Source organism: Curtobacterium sp. ME-Dv--P-122a (genome assembly GCF_030209645.1).
Taxonomy (GTDB): Bacteria; Actinomycetota; Actinomycetes; order Actinomycetales; family Microbacteriaceae; genus Curtobacterium; species Curtobacterium flaccumfaciens.
On sequence record NZ_JARVRO010000002.1, the window covers coordinates 266370 to 285580 of the forward strand.

Below are 19211 nucleotides of genomic sequence, written 5' to 3' on the forward strand. Positions count from 1 at the left end.
GATCAGCTCTCGCCGCCCGCGCTGCCGGTGGTGCCGGCGGTCACGTCGTGCAGGCGGTACTTGTCGATCGCCTGCTGGACGAGCGCGCCGTCGACCTTGCCCTGGCGGGCGAGCTGCTGCAGCGTCCGCACGACGACCGAGGGGCCGTCGATGTGGAAGAAGCGGCGAGCGGCCGGACGGGTGTCCGAGAAGCCGAAGCCGTCGGCGCCGAGCGTGGCGTAGTCGGTCGGCACGAACGGGCGGATCTGCTCCTGCACCAGGTGCATGAAGTCGCTCACGGCGACGACCGGACCCTCGGTGCCGAGCAGCCGCTCGGTGACGAACGGCGTGCGGGCCGGCTCGTTCGGGTTGAGGAACGCCTGCTGCTCGGCGGCCACACCGTCGCGGTACAGCTCACCCCAGCTCGTGACGCTCCAGACGTCGGCCGACACGCCCCAGTCCTCGGCGAGGAGCTGCTGCGCCTCGAGGATCCACGGCACGGCGACACCGGACGCGAGCAGCTGGGCCTTCGGGCCGTCGTGCTCGCTCGCCTTGAGCAGGTACATCCCCTTGAGGATGCCCTCGACGTCGACGCCATCGGGCTCGGCCGGCTGCACCAGCGGCTCGTTGTAGACCGTCAGGTAGTACATGACGTTCGGGTCGGCGTGCTTCGGCGAGCCGTCCTCGTTCGTGCCGTACATGCGGTCGAGGCCGGCCTTGACGATGTGGCCGATCTCGTAGCCGTACGCCGGGTCGTACGAGACGACGGCCGGGTTCGTCGTGGCGAGGAGCGGCGAGTGACCGTCCGCGTGCTGCAGGCCCTCGCCCGTCAGCGTGGTGCGGCCGGCGGTCGCGCCGATCATGAAGCCACGGGTCATCTGGTCGCCGGCGGCCCAGATGGCGTCGCCGGTGCGCTGGAACCCGAACATCGAGTAGAAGACGTAGACCGGGATGAGCGGCTCGCCCTGCGTCGAGTACGAGGTGCCGACCGCGGTGAACGCCGCGAGGGCGCCCGCCTCGTTGATGCCGACGTGGATGATCTGGCCCTGCGGGCTCTCCTTGTAGGCCAAGAGGAGCTCGCGGTCGACCGACGTGTAGTGCTGGCCGTTCGGGTTGTAGATCTTCGCCGACGGGAAGTAGGCGTCCATGCCGAAGGTGCGTGCTTCGTCCGGGATGATCGGGACCACGCGGTCGCCGAAGTCGGGCGAGCGCAGCAGGTCCTTCAGCAGGCGTGCGAACGCCATGGTGGTGGCGACCTCCTGCTTGCCGGAGCCCTTCTTGACGACCTGGTACTTCGAGTCGTCCGGCAGCGTGAACTGCGTGTACTTCGTGCGACGTTCCGGCACGTAGCCACCGAGCGCGCGACGACGCTCGTGCATGTACTGGATCGCCTCGTCGTCGTTGCCCGGGTGGTAGTACGGCGGCGTGTAGGGGTTCTCTTCCAGCTGCGCGTCGGAGATCGGGATGCGCATCTCGTCGCGGAACTGCTTGAGGTTGTCGAGCGTGAGCTTCTTCATCTGGTGGGTCGCGTTGCGGCCCTCGAAGCTCGGGCCGAGGCCGTAGCCCTTGACCGTCTTCGCCAGGATGACGGTCGGCTGGCCCTTGTGCTCGGTCGCGGCCTTGAACGCGGCGTAGACCTTGCGGTAGTCGTGGCCACCGCGCTTGAGGTTCCAGATCTGGTCGTCGGTGTAGTCCTTGACGAGCTCGAGCGCCTTCGGGTCGCGCCCGAAGAAGTTCTCGCGCACGTAGGCACCGTTCTCGGCCTTGTACGTCTGGTAGTCGCCGTCCGGCGTCTGGTTCATCAGGTTGAGGAGCGCGCCCTCGGTGTCACGGGCGAGCAGGTCGTCCCACTCGCGGCCCCAGACGACCTTGATGACGTTCCAGCCCGCACCGCGGAAGAACGCCTCGAGCTCCTGGATGATCTTGCCGTTGCCGCGGACCGGACCGTCGAGTCGCTGCAGGTTGCAGTTGATGACGAAGTTCAGGTTGTCGAGGCCGTCGTTCGCGGCGACCTGGAGCTGCCCGCGGGACTCGACCTCGTCCATCTCGCCGTCGCCCAGGAACGCCCAGACCTGCTGGTCCATGGCGTCCTTGATGCCGCGGTTCGACAGGTACTTGGCCTGCTGCGCCTGGTAGATCGCGTTGATCGGGCCGATGCCCATCGACACGGTCGGGAACTGCCAGAAGTGCGGCATGAGGCGCGGGTGCGGGTACGACGACAGGCCGCCACCGGCGTGCGACTTCTCCTGCCGGAACCCGTCGAGCTGGTCCTCGGAGAGGCGACCTTCCATGTACGCGCGGGCGTACATGCCGGGGGAGGCGTGGCCCTGGAAGAAGACCTGGTCGCCACCGGAGGGGTGGTCCTGCGCGCGGAAGAAGTGGTTGTAGCCGACCTCGTACATCGCGGCGCTCGACGCGTACGTCGAGATGTGGCCGCCGACCCCGATGCCGGGACGCTGTGCGCGGTGCACCGTGATGGCCGCGTTCCAGCGGATCCAGCGACGGTACCGGCGCTCCAGCTCTTCGTCGCCGGGGAACTCCGGCTCGTTCTCCGGCGCGATGGTGTTCACGTAGTCCGTCGTCGGGACCATCGGCACACCGAGGTGCAGTTCCTTGGACCGCTTGAGCAGGCTCAGCATGATCTCGCGACCGCGCTGGTGTCCGTGGGTCTGGACCAGTCCGTCGAGGGACTCACGCCATTCGGCGGTCTCCTGCGGATCCTGGTCGTTCGCCCCGGCGCTGTACGGGTCCTGGTCGTTCACCGTCACCCTTGACCTCGTTCGTTCTCGTGGTGGTGGACATGGTGGCTCCGGTGGTCGGGTCGCGACCGGCTGGGGCCCCGTCCACTCTAGGCCCCAGGACCGACGCTGATGCTGATGGTGACGTGCAGGCGGACGGGTGCTTGCATTCGCGTGTCGTCGGCGTAGCATGGCCGATCGTGCACACGCGATCCGCGGCGCACGGACCCGACGGGCACACCCCACGCCCGAGGAAGAAGCACACGTAGCGATGGCACTGGAGATCGGCTCACTCGCGCCGGACTTCGAGCTCCCGAACCAGTTCGGTGAGCACGTCCGACTCAGCGACTTCCGCGGCAACCGCCCGGTCGCACTCGTCTTCTTCCCGCTGGCGTTCTCGTCCGGGTGCACGAACGAGCTCTGCACCCTGCAGGACAACATCACGATGTTCCAGGACCAGCGCATCGAGCTGCTCGGCATCTCGGTCGACTCGAAGGCGACGCTCCGCTCGTTCGCCGAGACGAACGGCTACGACTTCGAGCTGCTCGCCGACTTCTGGCCGCACGGCGCCGTCTCGAAGGAGTACGGCGTGTTCCTCGAGAACAAGGGCTTCGCCACCCGCGCGACCTTCGTCATCGACGTGCAGGGCCGCATCAAGGCCTCGATCATCACCGAGCCCGGCCTGCAGCGCGACGTCGCCGAGTACAAGGCGGCCCTCGACCGGCTCGCCGCCTGCTCGGCACCCGTCCCCGTCGGCTAGCGTTCCGAATCCCTCCTGACGGACGCGTCCGCGTCGACGGTCGGACAGGAGGCCCGGTGCACGCCATCGACACCGACCCGCGTGGTCACGGGGTCGCCGCTGACGCGTACGCCCCGTACCCGGTGCGCGTCACGCCCGGCGCCTGGGGGCTGACCCGCACGGTCGTGGAGGCCCCGACCGGACCCGTCGTGGTGCACCACCGCGCCGGCCCGGACCCGCTCCTGCTGCTGCACGGCGTCGCCGGGTCCTGGTCGACGTGGACGCCGCTGCTGCATGCCGCACAGGGCGTCGGCGACCGCGGGCTGGTGCTCGTCGACCTGCCCGGCTGGGGGTCCTCTCCGGCGCCCGACGGTCCGTTCGGACTCGACGCCGTCACGGGTGCCGTGTCGGCGGTCCTCGGTGCGCTGGGCCTCGGCGCGGTCGACGTGGTCGGGCACTCCATGGGCGCGTTCGTCGGGTTGCACCTGGCGGTGGTGGCGCCCGAGCGGGTGCGGTCGCTCGCCCTGGTGTCCGGCACCACGGTCGCGACCGCCGGCGCGGCTCGGCACCCGGTGCGGGCGCTCGGCACCCTGCCGGCGTTTACCCTGCTGCGTGCGGGCCTCACGGTGACCGGTGGCGCCGCTCGTCCGCTGCTCCGGGGGATCGCGCGGATCGGCCTGTTGCCGCTCGTCGCGGCGCCGGTGTTCACACACGTGCGACGTCTGGACCCGAGCGTGCTCGAGGCCTTCGTCGAGGAGCTCCGGCCGGAGCAGTTCACCGAGGCGGCGCGGTCGGCGGCGGCGTACGACCTCGACCGTTGGCGAGCGATCACCTGCCCGGTGACGGCGATCGCCGGGCGCGACGACGTGTTCGCCCGCGTCTCGGACCTCGAGGCGCTGCGGGCGCTCGTGCCGCAGGTCCGGACGGTGCTGCTCGAGGACTGCGGGCACTTCGCCCACGTCGAGCGTCCCGACGCCGTCGCGCGGGAGCTCGGCCTGCGCTGAGCCGGGCGGGCGCGTCAGGTGTGGACGGGGAACGTCGCCGCGACGCGGGAGCGCACCTCGGCGACGACGGCCTCGCGCATCGTCGGGGAGAACAGCGCGTGGTCGCCGTCCTCGACGCGGACGACGGACACCGAGCCGCGACGGTCGTCGCCGGGCCAGCGCCGGACGGCCTTCTGCCCACCGAGCCGGTCGAACAGGGCGGCGTCCTCGGGAGCGACGATCACGACGACGTCGGTGCCGTGCTCGACGAGCGGGCGGACGTGGCCGACGACCCCGCCCATCCGGTCGCGGCGGGCGATGCGGTCGCGGACGGCTTTCGGTACGAGCCGGTTGTAGCGTTCGCGCACCCACATCCGGGCGGGCGACGGGGCGTCGATCGCCCGGACCCCGTCGGCGTACGAGCCGGGCTCGGCCGGGACGCGACGGTAGTCGTTCGGGCTGATCTCGACGACCAGGCGCGGGGCCTCCTCGACGGCGCGGCCCGCGACCCAGGCGCCGGCGCACATGCCGACGAGCACGAGCCGGTCCGAAGGCGTGGCGAGTGCGGTGACGACGGCGGACTGGTCCTCCACCCACTCCTGCGCGAACAGGAAGCTCCGCTCGTCCTCGTGCACGCCGGTGCTCTCGCCGGTGGCACGACGGTCGACCCGGACGACCCGGGCGCCGTCGCGGGCGAGGGCGCGGGCGAGTTCGACCTGGTAGTCGGTGGCCCCCACGCGGTGTTCGGCGCCGCCGCTGTGGAGCACGACGACGGGGGCGTCGTGGTGCTGGGCGGACGAGACGGTCTCGATCCCGAACAGGCCCTGTTCACCGAGGTGGACGATGCGCTCCGACACGCGACCGTCGACGTCGAGGACCTCGTCGAGGACGGGCGTGCGGACGGTCACCGCCGTCTCGGGCGCCCAGGTGTCGAGCCAGGCGACGACGGTGTCGACGGCCGCTCCGGGGATGCGGGCGTGGATGCTCGTGCCGTCGAGGAGCTCGGCGCTGCCGGTGACCTCGGTCACGTCGACGCCACCGAGGGGCTTCGGCGGCCGGGCACCCGGGCGGACGAGCGCGACGGTGGGCCCGGTGCGCGGGGTGAAGGCGAGGTCCGCGAGCGCGGCGGCCTCGTCGGGCTCGACGTCGAACCCGATCAGGCTCTCGACGCCGTCGACCACGCGGTCGGCACCGATCGTGATGGTCGCGAGGGCGCGCTGCCTGCGGAGCCACCCCTTGCCCGATGCCGGTGCGTCCCAGACGACGAGGCCGTCGGTGTCCGCGGCCGCGTTCGCCGCGACGAGGGCGGCCGAGGCCAGCCCGACGAACGCGACGTGCTGCACCCCCGTCGTGCGGAGCACGGCGGCGGCGTGGCGCGCGGACCGGACCTGCGCGTCGGGCGTGGTGTCGGGTGCGCCGTCACCACGTCCGGACGGGTCGTAGCGCACCGAGGCGATGCCACGGGCCTCCAGGCGGTCGGCCAGCAGACGGAGCGTGCGGTACGCGATGACGCCCTCCTGCCCGAGCGGCGGGCAGAGCACGACGCCGGCGCGCGCAGCGGCGGGGAGCTGGACCGCGGCGCGGATCGCCGGCGATCCGGACCAGCCGTGCAGCGTGGTCACAGGGCGAGGGCGGCGCGGGCGGACGCCGGCCAGGCGTCGAGGTCCGTGCCGTGGGCGGCGAACAGGGCGATGGTGATGCGTTCCAGGCCGAACGCGATGCAGGCGCTGTGCGCGACCTGTCCGTCCTCGGTGCGGAGGCCGAACGAGGTGCCGAAGTGGTCCTCGTGCAGGTTCGCGGAGCTGATCGCGGTGGCGTCGTGGTCGGGACCGTAGACCTTCGTCACGAACTCGAACTTGAGCGCCTGCTCGACCTGGTTGCGGGCGAGCATCTGCCCGACGCGGCCGAAGAAAGGGTCGTTGGCCGGGACGACGTCGATCTCGAGCCCGAACGACTCGAGCAGCGCGCGCATCACCGGGATGCTGCCGTCGCGGTGGGCCGCTGCGGACGCGGGGGTGCCGACGTGCACGAACTCGTGCATGTGGAAGGCCTGCAGGCGCATCGGGTCGAGCGAGGGCTCACGGCGGAAGGAGTCGCCGAGGACGTCGAAGAACCGGCCCTGCTGCGGCACGGTGTCGCCGATCAGGCCGTAGACCGGGTGGCAGACCGCGGGGGTGAGCATGAGGTCGGCCGGCTCGAGGAACCCCTCCCAGCGCTCACCGCGCTCGCGGGCGGCGAGCAGCGCGCGGTGGGTGCGGTCGTCGCCGGTGAACCCGGAGATCGACGCGGCGAGGTCCGGGAACGAGGCGATGTAGTCGGTGCGCTCGAACGACGCGAGCGGCTCGACCGGCGGGAAGCGCAGGACCTCGGCGCCGAGGTGCTGCTGGCTGCGGATCGCTGCGGCGTCGACCGCGGCGTACACGCGCTCGAAGACCCCGGTGCGGCCGTAGAGGCCGGGCGTGCCGAGGTCGAGGAGCACGCCGTCGGTGAGCAGGCGGGCGCGGAGGGCTGCGCGGGCGGCGTCGAGCGCGGCGGCGTCGGCGGCGGTGTCCGCGGTGGTGGTGTCGGTGGTGTGCGTGGTGGTGTCCGTGATCGTCACAGGATCACTCCCGTCATGATGGCCAGGTCGGCGTCGTTCTTGAGGAGACGGTCGTTGCTCACCATGACGGCGGCCCCGTGGGCGTCTCGGAGGTGTCGGGCGATGCTCATCGGACCCGAGGCGGCGTAGCCCGCGATCCCGACGATGCGCAGCGCCTTCGTGACGATGTCGGTGACGCGTTCGGACGCACCGATCTTCAGGGCGTTCGCGGCGAGGGCGTACGCGCTCGAGGCCAGCACGTCCGGGTCGTCGGCTGCGGCGTCGAACCGTTCGGCGGCGTGGCGCACCGAGTCGGCCAGGGCCTGCAGGTCGACCAGGAGCTCGGCGAGCCGGAGGGCACCGGGCGGGGTCGTCCCGACGGCGGCGCGGGCCTGCTTGCGGACGGCGCTGCGGGCACGTTCGGCGGACGAGACCGCGATGCCGAGCCAGACCGAGGCCCAGAGCACGTGCGACACCGGCAAGACGGTCTGGGCGGAGATCGCGGCGTAGTCGTCGCGGAACACCCGGTCGGTCGTCGTCTCGGTGTCGAGGATCCACCCGTTGCTGCACGTACCGCGGAGGCCCATGGTGTCCCACGTGGACGTCTGCGACAGGACCATCGCGTCGGTGCGGCAGATGAGCAGTCGCTGGTCCGACGCCGGGGCGTCCGGGTCGCGGCGGGCGGTGACGAACACCGCGTCGGCCTCGGTGGCGTACGAGATCACCGGCGCGTCCTTGCGCAGGCGGATCCGGCCGTCGTCGGTCGGCTCGATGGAACACGTGGACCGCCGGGCGTCGCCGCCGACGCCGCGCTCGGTGGTGGCCGACGCGACGAGTGCCCCGCCCCGGACGGCCTCGATCGTCTCGAGCACGCCGGCACCGTCGCCGCCGTGCCGCCAGAGCGCCATGACCTGGCCCTGGTGCATCGCGAACACCATGCCGGTCGCGGCGCAGGCCCGGCCGAGTTCGGTCGCGATCGCGGAGAGCTCCGCCACGGAGGCACCCTCGCCACCGTGCTCGGTCGGCACCGCTGCCGCGAGCAGGCCGTACTCCCGCATCGCGGCGATGGCCTCGCGCGGGGGCCGGGCGTCGCGGTCGACCTCGTCGGCGAACTGTGCGGCGACCTCGGCCACCGCGCTCGCACGCTCGGCGAAGCGGTCGACGACCGACGGAGCCGGCAGGACCAGGGTCACGAGGCGAGCTCCGCGGCGAGCTCCGCCGCGGCGGTGATCGACTCGACGCTCGCGAAGGTGGACCGGTTCAGCACCGAGTCGGGGAACTCGACGTCGAGGTCCGACTCCACCGCGAGCATCACGTTCACGGTGGCGTGCGAGGTCAGGCCGAGGGCGTAGAGGTCGGCGATCGACGCGACGTCCCACGCGTCGACCGTCAGCCGGCCGTGCTCGGCGAGGGCGCGACGGACGGCCCGGTCGGTGGCCGGGTCGGCGATCGTCGCGGTGCTGCTGGAGGGGTTCGGGTCCTGTTCCATGACTGCAACCGTAAAGAGGAACGGCCCTCGGGAAACCGCCGTGCGGGTGCGGAAAACCGCACCACTGTCGGGAGCGCCGGGTCAGCGCTCCGAGAAGGCCACCGCCGTCGCCACCGCGAGCCCCCGTTCGTGTGCCAACGAGACCGCGATCGGGCCGCACCCGATCGACTCCGCCAGGGCCGCGGCCGCTCCGGACAGCTCGACGGTGGGGGCGCCACCGGGGTCGAGCACGACGGCGACGTCACGCAGCGGGATCGCCTGGTCCGGAGCCGGCCGGAGCAGCTTCACGACGGCCTCCTTGCCCGCGAACCGGGCAGCGAGGCGCTCCGGGTCGTCGCCGGTGTCGGTGCGCTCCCGCAGGGTGAACACCCGGGCCAGGTACCGCTCGCCGTGCGCCGTCACGGCGTCGACGACGTCCTCGACCGCGGCGAGGTCGGTGCCGGTGCGGATGGTCATCACGAGGAGCAGGCTACGCACCGGTTGTCCACAGTGCATGCCCTGACCGGCATGGGGGACACCGGGGGTTCGTATGATCGTCGCCAGGGACCACCGAGGGGGAACGATGGCATCACCGTGGACGGGCATCATCGAGGACGCGCGGCACTACCCGTCGCCGCACAACTCGCAACCGATCGTCGTGCGCGTCGAGGACGACCGCTCCGCGACCGTGTTCTACGACCTGCGACGGGGGTTGCCGGCGGAGTCGTTCGGCATCCCGTTCGGGCACGTCTGCGCCGGGGTGTTCCTGGCCGGGCTCGACGTGGTGGCACGGGCGCACGGGTACACCGTGCAGGAACGGCTCGACCACGCCGAGATGGACTTCGGTCGGCTCGGCGACGGTCCAACGAACGACAGGAGTGCGGACGACCACCTGCACCGGCTGGGCACGGTGACGTTGCGTCCGCACGTGGTCACCGCGGACGACCGGGAGGCCCTGGCCGGCTTCCTCGCACGGCGCACCTCACGCAGGCCCTACGACGCAACGCTCGTCGAAGCCACCGCGATCGAGGCCGCGTCCGCCATCGCGTCGGCGGCCGGGCAGCGCTTCCGCACCACCGACGACCGGGCCACGGTCGACGAGATCGTGCGCGTCAACCAGGAGACCCTGTTCGACGACCTGCAGCACGACGCCGTGCACGACGAGATCCTGCACTGGCTGCGGTTCTCGAAGCGACAGGCAGCGGCCACCGGCGACGGGCTGTCCGCGGAGACGATGCTCATGCCCGGCCCGGTGCTCCGGTTCGCCATGGAGCACCGCGGACTCTGGCAGGCCCCGGGCATCGGCGGGGTCTTCCGCAGGGTGTACCTGTCCACCATGCGGGGCGTCCGACAGCTCGCCTGGCTCGAGGGACCGTTCAGCACCCCGGCCGAGTACGTCGAGGCCGGACGGGTCTTCATGCGCATCTGGCTGGAGTTCTCCGCCCGCGGCATCGCCATGCACCCCTTCGGCACCGTGATCACCAACCCGCGGTCACACGCCGCGTTCGTGGAACGTGCGGGCGTCGACGAGTCCGACGGGCGGATGGCCTGGATGCTGTTCCGCTTCGGGCACAGCGACCCACCACCCCTGGCACACCGCCGACCTGCAGCAGCGATGACCGTGGGCGGTGCCCGGTGAAGCGCGCAGCGGTGTTCTCGGTGGTGTGGGTGGTCGAGACCTTCGTCGCACTGTTCATGCCCCGTGTCGGCACGCACAAGCTCCTGCTCACGCCCGGCATCGAGCCGCTCCGCTGGACCCTCGGACGCTGGCGCGCCTGGCGGACCGCGGAACGGGCTGCGAAGCGGGTCCCCGCGTACCGCGCGTTCCTGGCGGAGTCCGGACGGGCCTCCAGGCTCGACACCCGTGGCGGGATCGCCGCAGCGATCTCGGGGCTCCCCGAGATGGACAAGGACTCCTACGTCAAGCGCTGGAGCATCCCCGAGCGCTGCATCGACGGACGCCTGCCCCGACGCGGCGTCGTCGTCGACGAGTCCAGCGGATCGAGCGGCACCCCGACCAGCTGGGTGCGCGGCCCCGACGAACGCCAGGCCACCCGACAGCTGCTGCAACTCGGGTTCTCCCGCACCGCCAAGGACCTGTCCAAACAGCCCTTCGTGCTCAACGCCTTCTCGCTCGGGGCCTGGGCCACCGGGATGAACGTGACCGCCTCGCTCACCGAGTCATCCATGATCAAGTCCATCGGCCCGGACCGCGACAAGATCGTCCAGACGATGCGCGAGTTCGGCACCGACTTCACCTACATCATCTGCAGCTACCCACCGTTCCTGAAGGCCCTGTTCGAGGACGACCGACTCGACTGGAGCCAGTACACGATCGTCGCCGCCTTCGGGGGCGAGGGCATCAGCGAGAACATGCGCGCCCACATCGAGCAGTACGCCCAGGCCGTCCTCGGCTCCTACGGCGCGAGCGACCTCGAGATCAACCTCGGCATCGAGACACCGTTCAGCGTGCAGCTCCGCCGGGCGATCGCCGCCTCACCGGAACTCTCCGCCGCCCTGACCAAGCAGGGCGAGTACGGGGTACTGCCGATGGTGTTCCAGTTCAACCCGTTCGGCTACCTGATCGAGACGAACGACCTCGGCGAACTCGTCGTGACCATCGCCCGCTCCGAGAACATCAGTCCCCGCATCCGGTACAACATCCACGACCGCGGACACGTGGTGCGGATGAAGGACCTCCGCTCCGTGCTGCGGGCGACGGGGCACGCGGCGCTCGCCGCCGAGGCCGAGCTCGACCTGCCGCTGCTGTTCCACTACGGCCGGTCCGACCTGTCCGTCGACTACAACGGGGCAGTCGTCGCACCCGACGTGGTGCGGGACGTCGTGTACGGCGACCCGGAGCTGCTCGAGGCCATCGAGAACCACCGGCTGATCAGCTACGAGGACGACCACGGTGACCGGCAGCTGCACATCGCGTTCCAGCTCGCCTCGGGCGCGGGCGGGTTCGACGCGGATGCCGCCCGGGGCGCCGTGATCGCCGAGCTGCGGCGGTTGAACAAGGACTTCTCGAACGCGATCCGCACGGCGCCGCCCGGCACGCTGCCGACGGTCGCGTTCTACCCGTACCGGACGGGGCCGTTCCGCGAGGACGGCAAGAAGCTCAAGAACGAGTACGTGTGGCAGCTGCCGGCCGGGTCGGTCGAGCAGTGGGGCCTCGACCTGTCGTGGGTCGCGGCGAAGGAGGCCTGAGCCGAGCCGGTTCCGGCGCTAGTCGTACTGCGGCGGCCAGTCGAAGGGGGCCGGCAGGTGCGGGACCTCGCCGACGGTGGTGACGATGAGGACGACCTGGCGCAGGTCCGTGAGCTCGATCGAGCGCGGGTTGCCGATCCTCCGGTGGCCGTCGACCCACACCGTCAGTTCGCCCCGCAGGCCACCGACGTGCTCCGGACCGAGCGAGACGCCCCACTCGTCGAAGAACTGCCCGAGCGTGAACGTCTGCTCCGTCGGGGACTCGACGTGCACGATGCCCGACGTGTCGTGCGTGTGGATCTCCGCGGCGAACTTCCGGTCGTCGGAGTGCCCGATGTTCGCCGGGACGGTCACCGGCTCGTCGCCGTCCAGGGTCGTCAGGTGCGTGTGCACGTGCTCGGCCAGCCGTTCGCCCCAGACGTTCCGGAGCCCGGCGGACTCGGCGCGGGCCGTCAGGTCGGACGGCCGTGGCCAGGGCGGAGCGTCGCGGGTGGTGACCGCTCCGGGTGCGGCGCACCCGGACAGCAGCAGGAGTGCGGCCACCGCGACCGCGACGCTCCGCAGGTTCACCAGCGGTCGTGGACGCTCGCGCGGAACCACGTGTCGTACAGGTCGTGCACGGTGGCGTCGAGGCCCTCGATCTGCGGCAGATCGCCCGCTGCGGCGTTCGAGCGCGCCTGCTCCGGGTTGCGCGCGCCGGGGATCGCCGCGGTGACGCCGTCCTGCGCGATGATCCATGCGAGCGCCGCCTGCGGGACCGAGACGGCGTCCGGCAAGGACGCCGCGAAGGTCTGCGCCGCGCGCACGCCGTCGTCGTAGTCGACGCCGCTGAAGGTCTCGCCCTGGTCGAAGGCCTCGCCGTGGCGGTTGTAGTTGCGGTGGTCGCCCTCGGCGAACGACGTGTCGGTCGTGTACTTGCCGGAGAGCAGCCCCGAGGCCAACGGGACGCGTGCCAGGATGCCGACCCCTGCCTCCAGGGCTGCCGGCAGCACGCGGTCGAGCGGCTTGAGACGGAACGCGTTGAGGATGATCTGGACGCTCGCGACGCCGGGCCGGGCGATCGCGGTGAGGGCCTGGTCGGCGGTCTCGACGCTGACGCCGTAGGCGGCGATCGAGCCGTCGGCGACCAGCGCGTCGAGGGCGTCGTAGACGGCGTCGTCCTCGTAGACCGGGGTCGGCGGGCAGTGCAGCTGCACGAGGTCGAGGGTGTCCTGCCCGAGGTTCTTCCGGGAGCGGTCCACCCACTCGCGGAAGTTTGCGGCGACGTAGTTCTCGGGGACCTGGTCGGCGCGACGGCCCATCTTGGTGGTGATCGTCAGCGGCACGTCGGGGTTCGCGGCACGCCACGCGCCGATGAGCTGCTCGCTCCGGCCGTCGCCGTAGACGTCGGCGGTGTCGAACACGGTGACGCCCGACTCGACGGAGGCGTCCATGACGGCGTTCGCGTCGGCTTCGGAGACGGGACCCCAGTCACCGCCGAACTGCCAGGTGCCGAGGCCGATGGGGGAGACGGAGCGGCCGGTGCGGCCGAGGGTGCGACTCTGCATGGGTCCGAGCGTAGTCAGACGCGGACGGGCGGGGTTCAGCCGAGCAGGGTGCAGGCGAGCGGGGTGCAGCCGAGCGCGGTTCAGCCGATCGTGGAGACGCCGCGGCGCAGGAGCGCTCGCGCCGCCCGGGCGCGGGGGATGACCCACACGGCTGCCCACAGGGCCATCGCGCTCCAGAGCAGGATGAGCATCGTCGTGATGAGCGTGCCGTGCTGGTCGCGCATCGACCACGTCATCGCGATCCACAGCACGCCCAGGACGACCTTGCCCCAGCCGGCGCCCTCGCGGTCGGCCTGGGCCTGCACGAGTGGGATCCACTGGTCCGCCGGCACACCCGCGGGCACCTGGCCGTCGGCGATCCACTCGCGGACGACGATCGACCGTTCGTAGCCGCCCTCGGCGCGCCAGGCGCGGCGCTGCAGGACGACGGCGATCGCGGCACCAGCCACGGCGGTCGGGATGCCGGCCGAGACCAGGACGGTGGTGGTCGCCTCGGTCCACGAGGACAGGACCAGCATGACCAGGACGACGGCGAAGGCCGCGCCCGTCACACCGGCGCCGAGCAGGCGGAGCCGCCCGGCTTCGTCGAGGACACCGACTCCGACACCGTTCACGAGGAGAGCGTACCTGCGGTGATCGAGGGGCGGGGCGTTCGTCAGCCCAGTGCCAGCAACCAGCACATGCCGGCGGCGGCGAAGGCCATCGCCCAGCTCACCAGGCTGCCGATCAGGAAGTACTCGGCCTGGTACCCGGTCGTCTCGCGGCGGATCTCGGGGAAGCGGACGATCCCCTTCGCGGCGATCAGCGCCGCCACGACGGGGAAGGCGCCGGCCAACGAGAACCCGGCCAGCAGCAGGCGCTCGATCGGGCCGATCATGCGTCCGCCCTTGAGGGTGACCGTGCGGTCTCCGGGTTGGTCGTCGTCTTCGTCCGACGCCCTGCCGGTGCGTCGTCGGCCGAAGCGTTTCGGTCGGCCGGCTGCTGCTGCCGCCGCTGTGCGCTGGGCGTCCGGGGAGAGTTCTGCTGGCAGTGCCTGGGCGACGACCACGTTGGCCGAGTCGACCAGGAACAGCGCCGATCCGATCCCGGCGACGATCGCGGCGAGCGGCACCGCGCCGACGAAGGACGGGCCGACGTCCCGGTGCCAGTCCACCACGAAGCCGGAGGCGTCGGCAGACGGCGCCCAGAGCAGCAGCACGGCGACGGCGACCGCGAGCAGGACGGCCGGCCAGGACCCCGAGCGACGGAGCCAGGGGAGTGCCCGATCGCGACCGCCGGGCGCGCCACCGGAGCGCACCGGGATCGTCGTCGCGACCCACAGGGCCGCGAGGACGACCGCGACCAGCACCGACCAGACGGCGAGGCCGAGGCCGAGTACCGCCACAGTTGCCACGGCGGCCCAGAGCAGGACGATCACCGTGGTGGTCAGCACGCGCCGAGGTGCCGCGTCGGTCCCGGTCCGTGCGCGGACGACGTCGGCGAGCCCGACGAGGGTCAGGAGGACTCCGGCGAGCATCAGCGGCCCCCGTCCCCGAGGACACGCAGGCCCTCGACCAGGGCGGCGACGCCCGACTTCTGCACGGACTGGGACACCGCCGACGGGGTGATCCCCTCGTCCGCGGCGATCTGTGCCTGCGTCCGGCCCTGCACCAGACCGAGTGCGATCCGGCGGGCGCGGGGTGCGAGCCGCGAGACGACGTGGTCGCGGCTGAGGAAGTAGGCGTTCACGAGTCGCTCCGTCGTTCCGTGGCGGTCGTCGGCGTCGTGGTACCAGGACCGCAAGAACGCGGTCCGGCCGTCCTCGCGCCGGTGGGTCTCGTTGATGGCGTCCCGCGCCGACCACCAGCCCGGGCCGTCCTGCAGCGGTCCGGTGCCGCCGGTGCCGATCGTCCGGACCTGCCCGCGGCCGATCCCGAGGCGGATCTGCACGCTCGGGGGGAGTGCGAGGGTCGCCGCCGTCGTGGCCAGCAGCGCGTCGGTGAGCGTGGCGTAGATGACCTGGAACTCGTCGCCGACGGTGGCGCGGAGGGGGTCGAGTGCGGTGATGTCCGGGGTACTGTCGAAGGCGTGCTCGACGTCCTGCTGGGCTGCGGAGCGGTCCTCGAGCGTGCGGGAGTCGACCAGGTCGACGATCACGGCGATCACGGGCTCGGACTGCATGGGTTAAGCGTAGAGCTTCATATCGGCGAAAGTAAGCCTTGGGCTAAACCATTCGGGTCGGCCGTCCTCGCCAGTGCGCGGGTCCGCGCCTGAAATGTCACCTTCTGGACCTCCGGCGTCGAACCTGACAGCATGGGCGGACGCTGTCGGAGGGGGACGAGCAGATGGATGGTGCACGACCGGGGACGGGTGTCGCCAGCGCGGGACCGACCGAGACCGCGGTGCGGCGGCAGGACGGTCCGCCACCCGTGCCGTTGATCGCTTGGAGCGGGGGCCGCGCGGTGCTCGCCGTCGTCGTGCCGTTCGCTGCCGGGCTGCTGCTGGCCGGGGTGGTGCTGCCGCTCGGCGTCCCTGGTGGTCGCGTTGCCCTGGTGAACGGTGCGTTCGTGGCGCTCGGCGGGGTCGGGGTACCCGTGGCCCTGCTCGCCGTGGGCACGGTCATCGCGGCGCTCGGGCTCGGTTTCGGGGTGACCGCAACCACCGTGGTCATGCTCGCGGCCACGGATGATGCGACCGCGGGGCCGCGCGACGCGTGGCGGTGGTCGGTGCACCACTGGGGGCTCGTCGTCGAGGCCACTTTGGTCACGTTGGTGGTGGTGGCGGGGACGACGACCGCCGTGTCGTGGCGGGCAGGTGGATGGGGCACCCTCGTGATCGTCGTGCTGCTGGTGGTGGGTGCCGTCATCGCGGCGCCGCTGCTGCTCGGCTGGGCGTTGCTCGTGGCCGGTGTGCCCCGTCGTGCGGCCTTCCGTCGCGCCTGGGGATCTGGTCGGGTCATCGTCCGTGGTGGGCACGAGGCGACGGCGACGCCGCGTCGTGCGCTCGTCGGGGGAGCGGCGCTGGTGACGGTGCTCGGGGTCGGCGTCCTGCTGGTGCTGCGTCTGTTGCCGCCGTCCGCGCTCCGGAGCAGCGTTGTCGTCGCGTGGTGCTGCGTCGTCGTGACCGGGTTGGTGCTGCTCGTCGTCGCGATCGCGGTGCGCGGCGCCGCAACGCGGAACGAAGGCGGTCGGCTTCGGTCACCGCTGGCGGTCGACCCGGCCGATCCGATGGCCCGGGGACGACGGGTGTGGCCTGGACTCGTCGGAGCGGGCGTGGTGCTCGTCCCGGCGGTGGTGTTCGCGGTGATCGTCTCGAGCAATCCGCTCGGCGTCGTGCAGTACGACGCCGCCCCTGCCGACGCGCGCGGCCTGCTCGGCGGCGACATCGCGGACGTCGGAGGCCGGACGGCGGTCGTGAGCACGCCGTCGACACCGCCCAGCCGTCTGCGGATGTGTGGGCATGCGTCGTGCGACACCCCCATGGAGATGCCCGGCCTGACCGGCGGCTCCGCGATCGGGAGCGCCGGCGACGGCGGGCTGCTCACTGCCCATTGGAAGGTGCGGTTCGAGGACGAGGTCGCGCAGCAGTACGAGCTCGAAGTCGTGCACTCACGCGCGGACCAACTCGATGTGGCACCGAAGTCGGACGATGCCGCGTGGCCCGCGGGGAGACGGGCGGAGCAGCGTGACTCCGCCGACGAGGCACCCGCCGTCGATCGCCCGGAGGGGCGCCGCACCACGGTCGCTGCCGTCGACATCGTGGAGACCGATCAGGGGCGCGTCAGCTACTGGATGACGGACGTCGCCATCGCGGGTTCCGTCGACCGGCCGGTGGTGGCCGGGATCGCCCGCGGCGGCGAACCGGAAGGACGCTCGCACCTGGTCGCCGTGTTCTGCGAGGACGTGTCCTGCGTCGAACACACGGTTCGGCAGGTGGCGCTGCCGTGGATCCCGCCGCTGGACCACCAGGGTGTGGACGTCGCCGTCGCGCCGGACGGCACCGCGGTGGTCTCGCTGGTGTCGGAGACCGACGCTCGTTCGCCGACCTTCACCGCCCTTCGGCTCGTGTCATTCAGCCCGGACGGCGGCCAGCCCGTCGTCCGCGACCTGTCGCACGCGATCCCGCCGGGGGAGCCGGTCCGGGCGTGGGACGAGGCGTACGACGCACGGGTGGCGATCGGCGGCGACGGGAACCCGGTCGTGCTCGCGCGGTCGAACGGGATCGCGACCCAACGGCTGACGTTCTGCGCGGATGCGTCGTGCTCGTCTTCGTCACACACGGACATCACGCCGAACGGGCCGACGAACCTGCTTCCGGCGTTCGTCGTCGACCGATCGGGGCGGCCACTCGTCGCGGTCCGTGACGAGGAACGCGGCACTCTGGGACTGCTCTCGTGCCGTGATGCGCGGTGCACCACTTCCGAGCAGACGACGATCGCCCGGTTCCCGCCGGTGCAGGACGAACGGTCGAGCACCAGCACGCTGGCGATCGGCCTCAGCGCCGACGACACCCCGATCGTGCTGTCCGGTGGCGTGTCGGAGGACCGGGACGAGGACGCGCGGGGACTCGTGATCCGCTGCGATCGACCCCGGTGCGGGGTGTCGTGACGTGCCCGCCTGGTTCGACGACGATCGAGCGCTGACGCCCTAGGATCGTCGTGAGGGCCTTTAGCTCAGCTGGTAGAGCGCCACGTTTACACCGTGGATGTCGTCGGTTCGATCCCGGCAGGGCCCACCGTCGAGTGGTCAGATCGGTCCGTGCTGCGGCTGTGTCACGAGGTCCGTGATCCGGCGCGAGACCGTGGTGCAGCAACGTCCGCTACCGAGACGTTGGCGGCTTCGGGGGGTCGGAACTCATATGCTCCGCCCATGGGGATGAACAAGGACCAGCAGCTCGCGGCGATCGTCGGCGGTCTGGTTGCAGTGTTCGCCGGCGTCGGTGTGATCGTCGCCTCGGCAACGGGGCTCCTCAGCTCGTAGGCGATCGCCGCCGCACCCACCGCGCCGCCGACCGGATCGCCGCTGTCCCGTTCTCTGCCTCGGCAGGACGTCCGGTCCCCGACCGCGCTCCCGCAGCGGACGGTTGGCGTTCCGACGTCCTGGCCCTCGCACTGGGGACCCTCGCCCGCCCACCCTCCTGCTCCACGAGTCCGAAACATCCTCACGCAATTGATTCAAGGAGTGGACCGGTATGCCGATGACGACACTGCAGCAGGCCTCGTCCGCTCCGACCGGGGTGATCGAGGCTCCGGTCCGGCGACGGAACCCAGTGAGGGAGCAGCACGCTTTTGCTCCGCCGGCGGCGCCAGCGCGAGTGGCTCCTGGCGCCGTGGACGATCGCGCGTTCGCGATGATCGTCGGGCGGAACGCTGCTCTGCTCCGAACGATCGCCGTGCGGATCCTCCGCGGGTCCAGCGAAGCCGACGACGTCGTGCAGGAGACCTTCATCGCCGCGTGGACCCATCTCGAAGAGCTGCGCGACGCTGACGCGGTCACGGGGTGGCTCGTGACCACGGTCCGACGCCGGAGCTTCGATCGCCTCCAGAGCGCTGCGACGCGGTACCGGACGCAACTCGATGAGACGGCTCCTGTGTCCATCGACAACGCCCCGGGGGCCGTTGCGGAGCGAGCATCGCTGGTCGCAGCGGCACAGCTGGTCATCGACGACATGGCGCCGATGCAGCGACGGTGTTGGGAGTTGCGCCATCTCGAGCGTCGGTCCTACGCCGAGATCGCCGAGGCGCTGGGTCTACCGCACTCGACCGTGCGTGGTCACATCGCGCGTGCTCGAGCGGTGGTCGATCGTTCTCTCGCCAGCTGGCGGTGAGGCCGCGAGGGCGATCCATCAGGGGCTCCGGCCTGGCAGGGGTTTCACCGGCTCTCGTGCGGCGGAGACGTGCGCTCTCAGGAGTCGTCGGCGGCCAGGATCGATGCCGTCGCCGCTGGCCACAGCGCATCCAGCCGCGGCCCCCATGGTTCTGCCATCACCCC

General features: G+C 71.6%; 17 protein-coding genes and 1 tRNA gene. 7 read left to right on the forward strand and 11 right to left on the reverse strand.

Annotated elements, in window-relative coordinates:
• Positions 1–2: 2 nt before the first annotated feature.
• Complete coding sequence (gene aceE, locus QRN49_RS02320; RefSeq protein ID WP_260689482.1) at positions 3–2747, reverse strand: pyruvate dehydrogenase (acetyl-transferring), homodimeric type; 2745 nt, start codon at positions 2745–2747, stop codon at positions 3–5.
• Between the two features lie 241 nt (positions 2748–2988).
• On the opposite strand from aceE, the gene QRN49_RS02325 reads away from it, so the two are divergent.
• Together QRN49_RS02325 and QRN49_RS02330 are read left to right on the forward strand one after the other, a co-directional pair.
• Positions 2989–3477, forward strand: a complete 489-nt coding sequence (locus QRN49_RS02325) for a peroxiredoxin (protein WP_071248033.1) — start codon at positions 2989–2991, stop codon at positions 3475–3477.
• Between the two features lie 56 nt (positions 3478–3533).
• Positions 3534–4460 carry an alpha/beta fold hydrolase gene (locus QRN49_RS02330; RefSeq protein WP_284753822.1) on the forward strand — a complete coding sequence of 309 codons (927 nt, stop codon included), beginning with the start codon at positions 3534–3536 and terminating at the stop codon, positions 4458–4460.
• Between the two features lie 14 nt (positions 4461–4474).
• On the opposite strand, the gene QRN49_RS02335 is transcribed toward QRN49_RS02330, so the two are convergent.
• The 5 genes from QRN49_RS02335 to QRN49_RS02355 form a co-directional block, all read right to left on the reverse strand.
• On the reverse strand, positions 4475–6061 hold the full coding sequence (locus QRN49_RS02335) for an alpha/beta fold hydrolase (protein ID WP_284753823.1): 1587 nt from the start codon (positions 6059–6061) through the stop codon (positions 4475–4477).
• Positions 6058–7038 (reverse strand): amino acid--[acyl-carrier-protein] ligase, encoded by a 981-nt coding sequence (locus QRN49_RS02340; protein WP_284753824.1) that lies wholly within the window; start codon positions 7036–7038, stop codon positions 6058–6060. Before QRN49_RS02340 ends, QRN49_RS02335 begins: the two co-directional genes overlap by 4 nt.
• A complete protein-coding gene (locus QRN49_RS02345; protein ID WP_111224563.1) occupies positions 7035–8210 on the reverse strand; it encodes an acyl-CoA dehydrogenase family protein in 1176 nt (391 codons plus the stop codon). Before QRN49_RS02345 ends, QRN49_RS02340 begins: the two co-directional genes overlap by 4 nt.
• Positions 8207–8506, reverse strand: coding sequence for an acyl carrier protein (locus QRN49_RS02350; RefSeq protein ID WP_111095205.1), 300 nt, complete (start codon positions 8504–8506; stop codon positions 8207–8209). Before QRN49_RS02350 ends, QRN49_RS02345 begins: the two co-directional genes overlap by 4 nt.
• A gap of 81 nt (positions 8507–8587) precedes the next feature.
• On the reverse strand, positions 8588–8962 hold the full coding sequence (locus QRN49_RS02355; RefSeq protein WP_284753825.1) for a holo-ACP synthase: 375 nt from the start codon (positions 8960–8962) through the stop codon (positions 8588–8590).
• Positions 8963–9068: 106 nt separating this feature from the next.
• Here QRN49_RS02355 and QRN49_RS02360 point away from each other — a divergent pair, with 106 nt between their 5' ends.
• Both QRN49_RS02360 and QRN49_RS02365 read left to right on the forward strand, forming a co-directional pair.
• A complete protein-coding gene (locus QRN49_RS02360) occupies positions 9069–10124 on the forward strand; it encodes a nitroreductase family protein (protein ID WP_284753826.1) in 1056 nt (351 codons plus the stop codon).
• Complete coding sequence (locus QRN49_RS02365; protein ID WP_284753827.1) at positions 10121–11695, forward strand: phenylacetate--CoA ligase family protein; 1575 nt, start codon at positions 10121–10123, stop codon at positions 11693–11695. Before QRN49_RS02360 ends, QRN49_RS02365 begins: the two co-directional genes overlap by 4 nt.
• 18 nt (positions 11696–11713) lie before the next feature.
• On the opposite strand, the gene QRN49_RS02370 is transcribed toward QRN49_RS02365, so the two are convergent.
• From QRN49_RS02370 to QRN49_RS02390, 5 genes are all read right to left on the reverse strand, one after another.
• Positions 11714–12265, reverse strand: coding sequence for a hypothetical protein (locus QRN49_RS02370; protein WP_284753828.1), 552 nt, complete (start codon positions 12263–12265; stop codon positions 11714–11716).
• A complete protein-coding gene (locus QRN49_RS02375) occupies positions 12262–13242 on the reverse strand; it encodes an aldo/keto reductase (protein WP_284753829.1) in 981 nt (326 codons plus the stop codon). Before QRN49_RS02375 ends, QRN49_RS02370 begins: the two co-directional genes overlap by 4 nt.
• 80 nt (positions 13243–13322) lie before the next feature.
• Complete coding sequence (locus QRN49_RS02380; protein WP_071405333.1) at positions 13323–13856, reverse strand: hypothetical protein; 534 nt, start codon at positions 13854–13856, stop codon at positions 13323–13325.
• A 41-nt stretch (positions 13857–13897) separates the two neighbouring features.
• Complete coding sequence (locus tag QRN49_RS02385) at positions 13898–14758, reverse strand: hypothetical protein (protein WP_284753830.1); 861 nt, start codon at positions 14756–14758, stop codon at positions 13898–13900.
• Positions 14758–15402, reverse strand: coding sequence for a SatD family protein (locus tag QRN49_RS02390; RefSeq protein ID WP_284753831.1), 645 nt, complete (start codon positions 15400–15402; stop codon positions 14758–14760). The genes QRN49_RS02385 and QRN49_RS02390 overlap by 1 nt, the downstream gene beginning before the upstream one ends.
• Before the next feature lie 248 nt (positions 15403–15650).
• Here QRN49_RS02390 and QRN49_RS02395 point away from each other — a divergent pair, with 248 nt between their 5' ends.
• The 3 genes from QRN49_RS02395 (at position 15651) to QRN49_RS02405 (ending at position 19047) form a co-directional block, all read left to right on the forward strand.
• Positions 15651–17828 carry a hypothetical protein gene (locus QRN49_RS02395; RefSeq protein WP_284753832.1) on the forward strand — a complete coding sequence of 726 codons (2178 nt, stop codon included), beginning with the start codon at positions 15651–15653 and terminating at the stop codon, positions 17826–17828.
• 54 nt (positions 17829–17882) lie between these two features.
• A tRNA-Val gene (locus tag QRN49_RS02400) sits at positions 17883–17955 on the forward strand.
• Positions 17956–18570: 615 nt separating this feature from the next.
• Positions 18571–19047, forward strand: coding sequence for an RNA polymerase sigma factor (locus QRN49_RS02405; RefSeq protein WP_245166079.1), 477 nt, complete (start codon positions 18571–18573; stop codon positions 19045–19047).
• The last annotated feature ends 164 nt before the right edge of the window (positions 19048–19211 follow it).

Excerpts from the sequence above, each read along its gene's own strand:
- QRN49_RS02355 (WP_284753825.1), bottom strand. The coding sequence starts at position 8,962 with ATGACCATCCGCACCGGCACCGACCTCGCCGCGGTCGAGGACGTCGTC.
- QRN49_RS02390 (WP_284753831.1), bottom strand. The coding sequence starts at position 15,402 with ATGCAGTCCGAGCCCGTGATCGCCGTGATCGTCGACCTGGTCGACTCC.
- QRN49_RS02375 (WP_284753829.1), bottom strand. The coding sequence starts at position 13,242 with ATGCAGAGTCGCACCCTCGGCCGCACCGGCCGCTCCGTCTCCCCCATC.
- QRN49_RS02405 (WP_245166079.1), top strand. The coding sequence starts at position 18,571 with ATGATCGTCGGGCGGAACGCTGCTCTGCTCCGAACGATCGCCGTGCGG.
- QRN49_RS02325 (WP_071248033.1), top strand. The coding sequence starts at position 2,989 with ATGGCACTGGAGATCGGCTCACTCGCGCCGGACTTCGAGCTCCCGAAC.
- QRN49_RS02385 (WP_284753830.1), bottom strand. The coding sequence starts at position 14,758 with ATGCTCGCCGGAGTCCTCCTGACCCTCGTCGGGCTCGCCGACGTCGTC.
- QRN49_RS02350 (WP_111095205.1), bottom strand. The coding sequence starts at position 8,506 with ATGGAACAGGACCCGAACCCCTCCAGCAGCACCGCGACGATCGCCGAC.
- QRN49_RS02360 (WP_284753826.1), top strand. The coding sequence starts at position 9,069 with ATGGCATCACCGTGGACGGGCATCATCGAGGACGCGCGGCACTACCCG.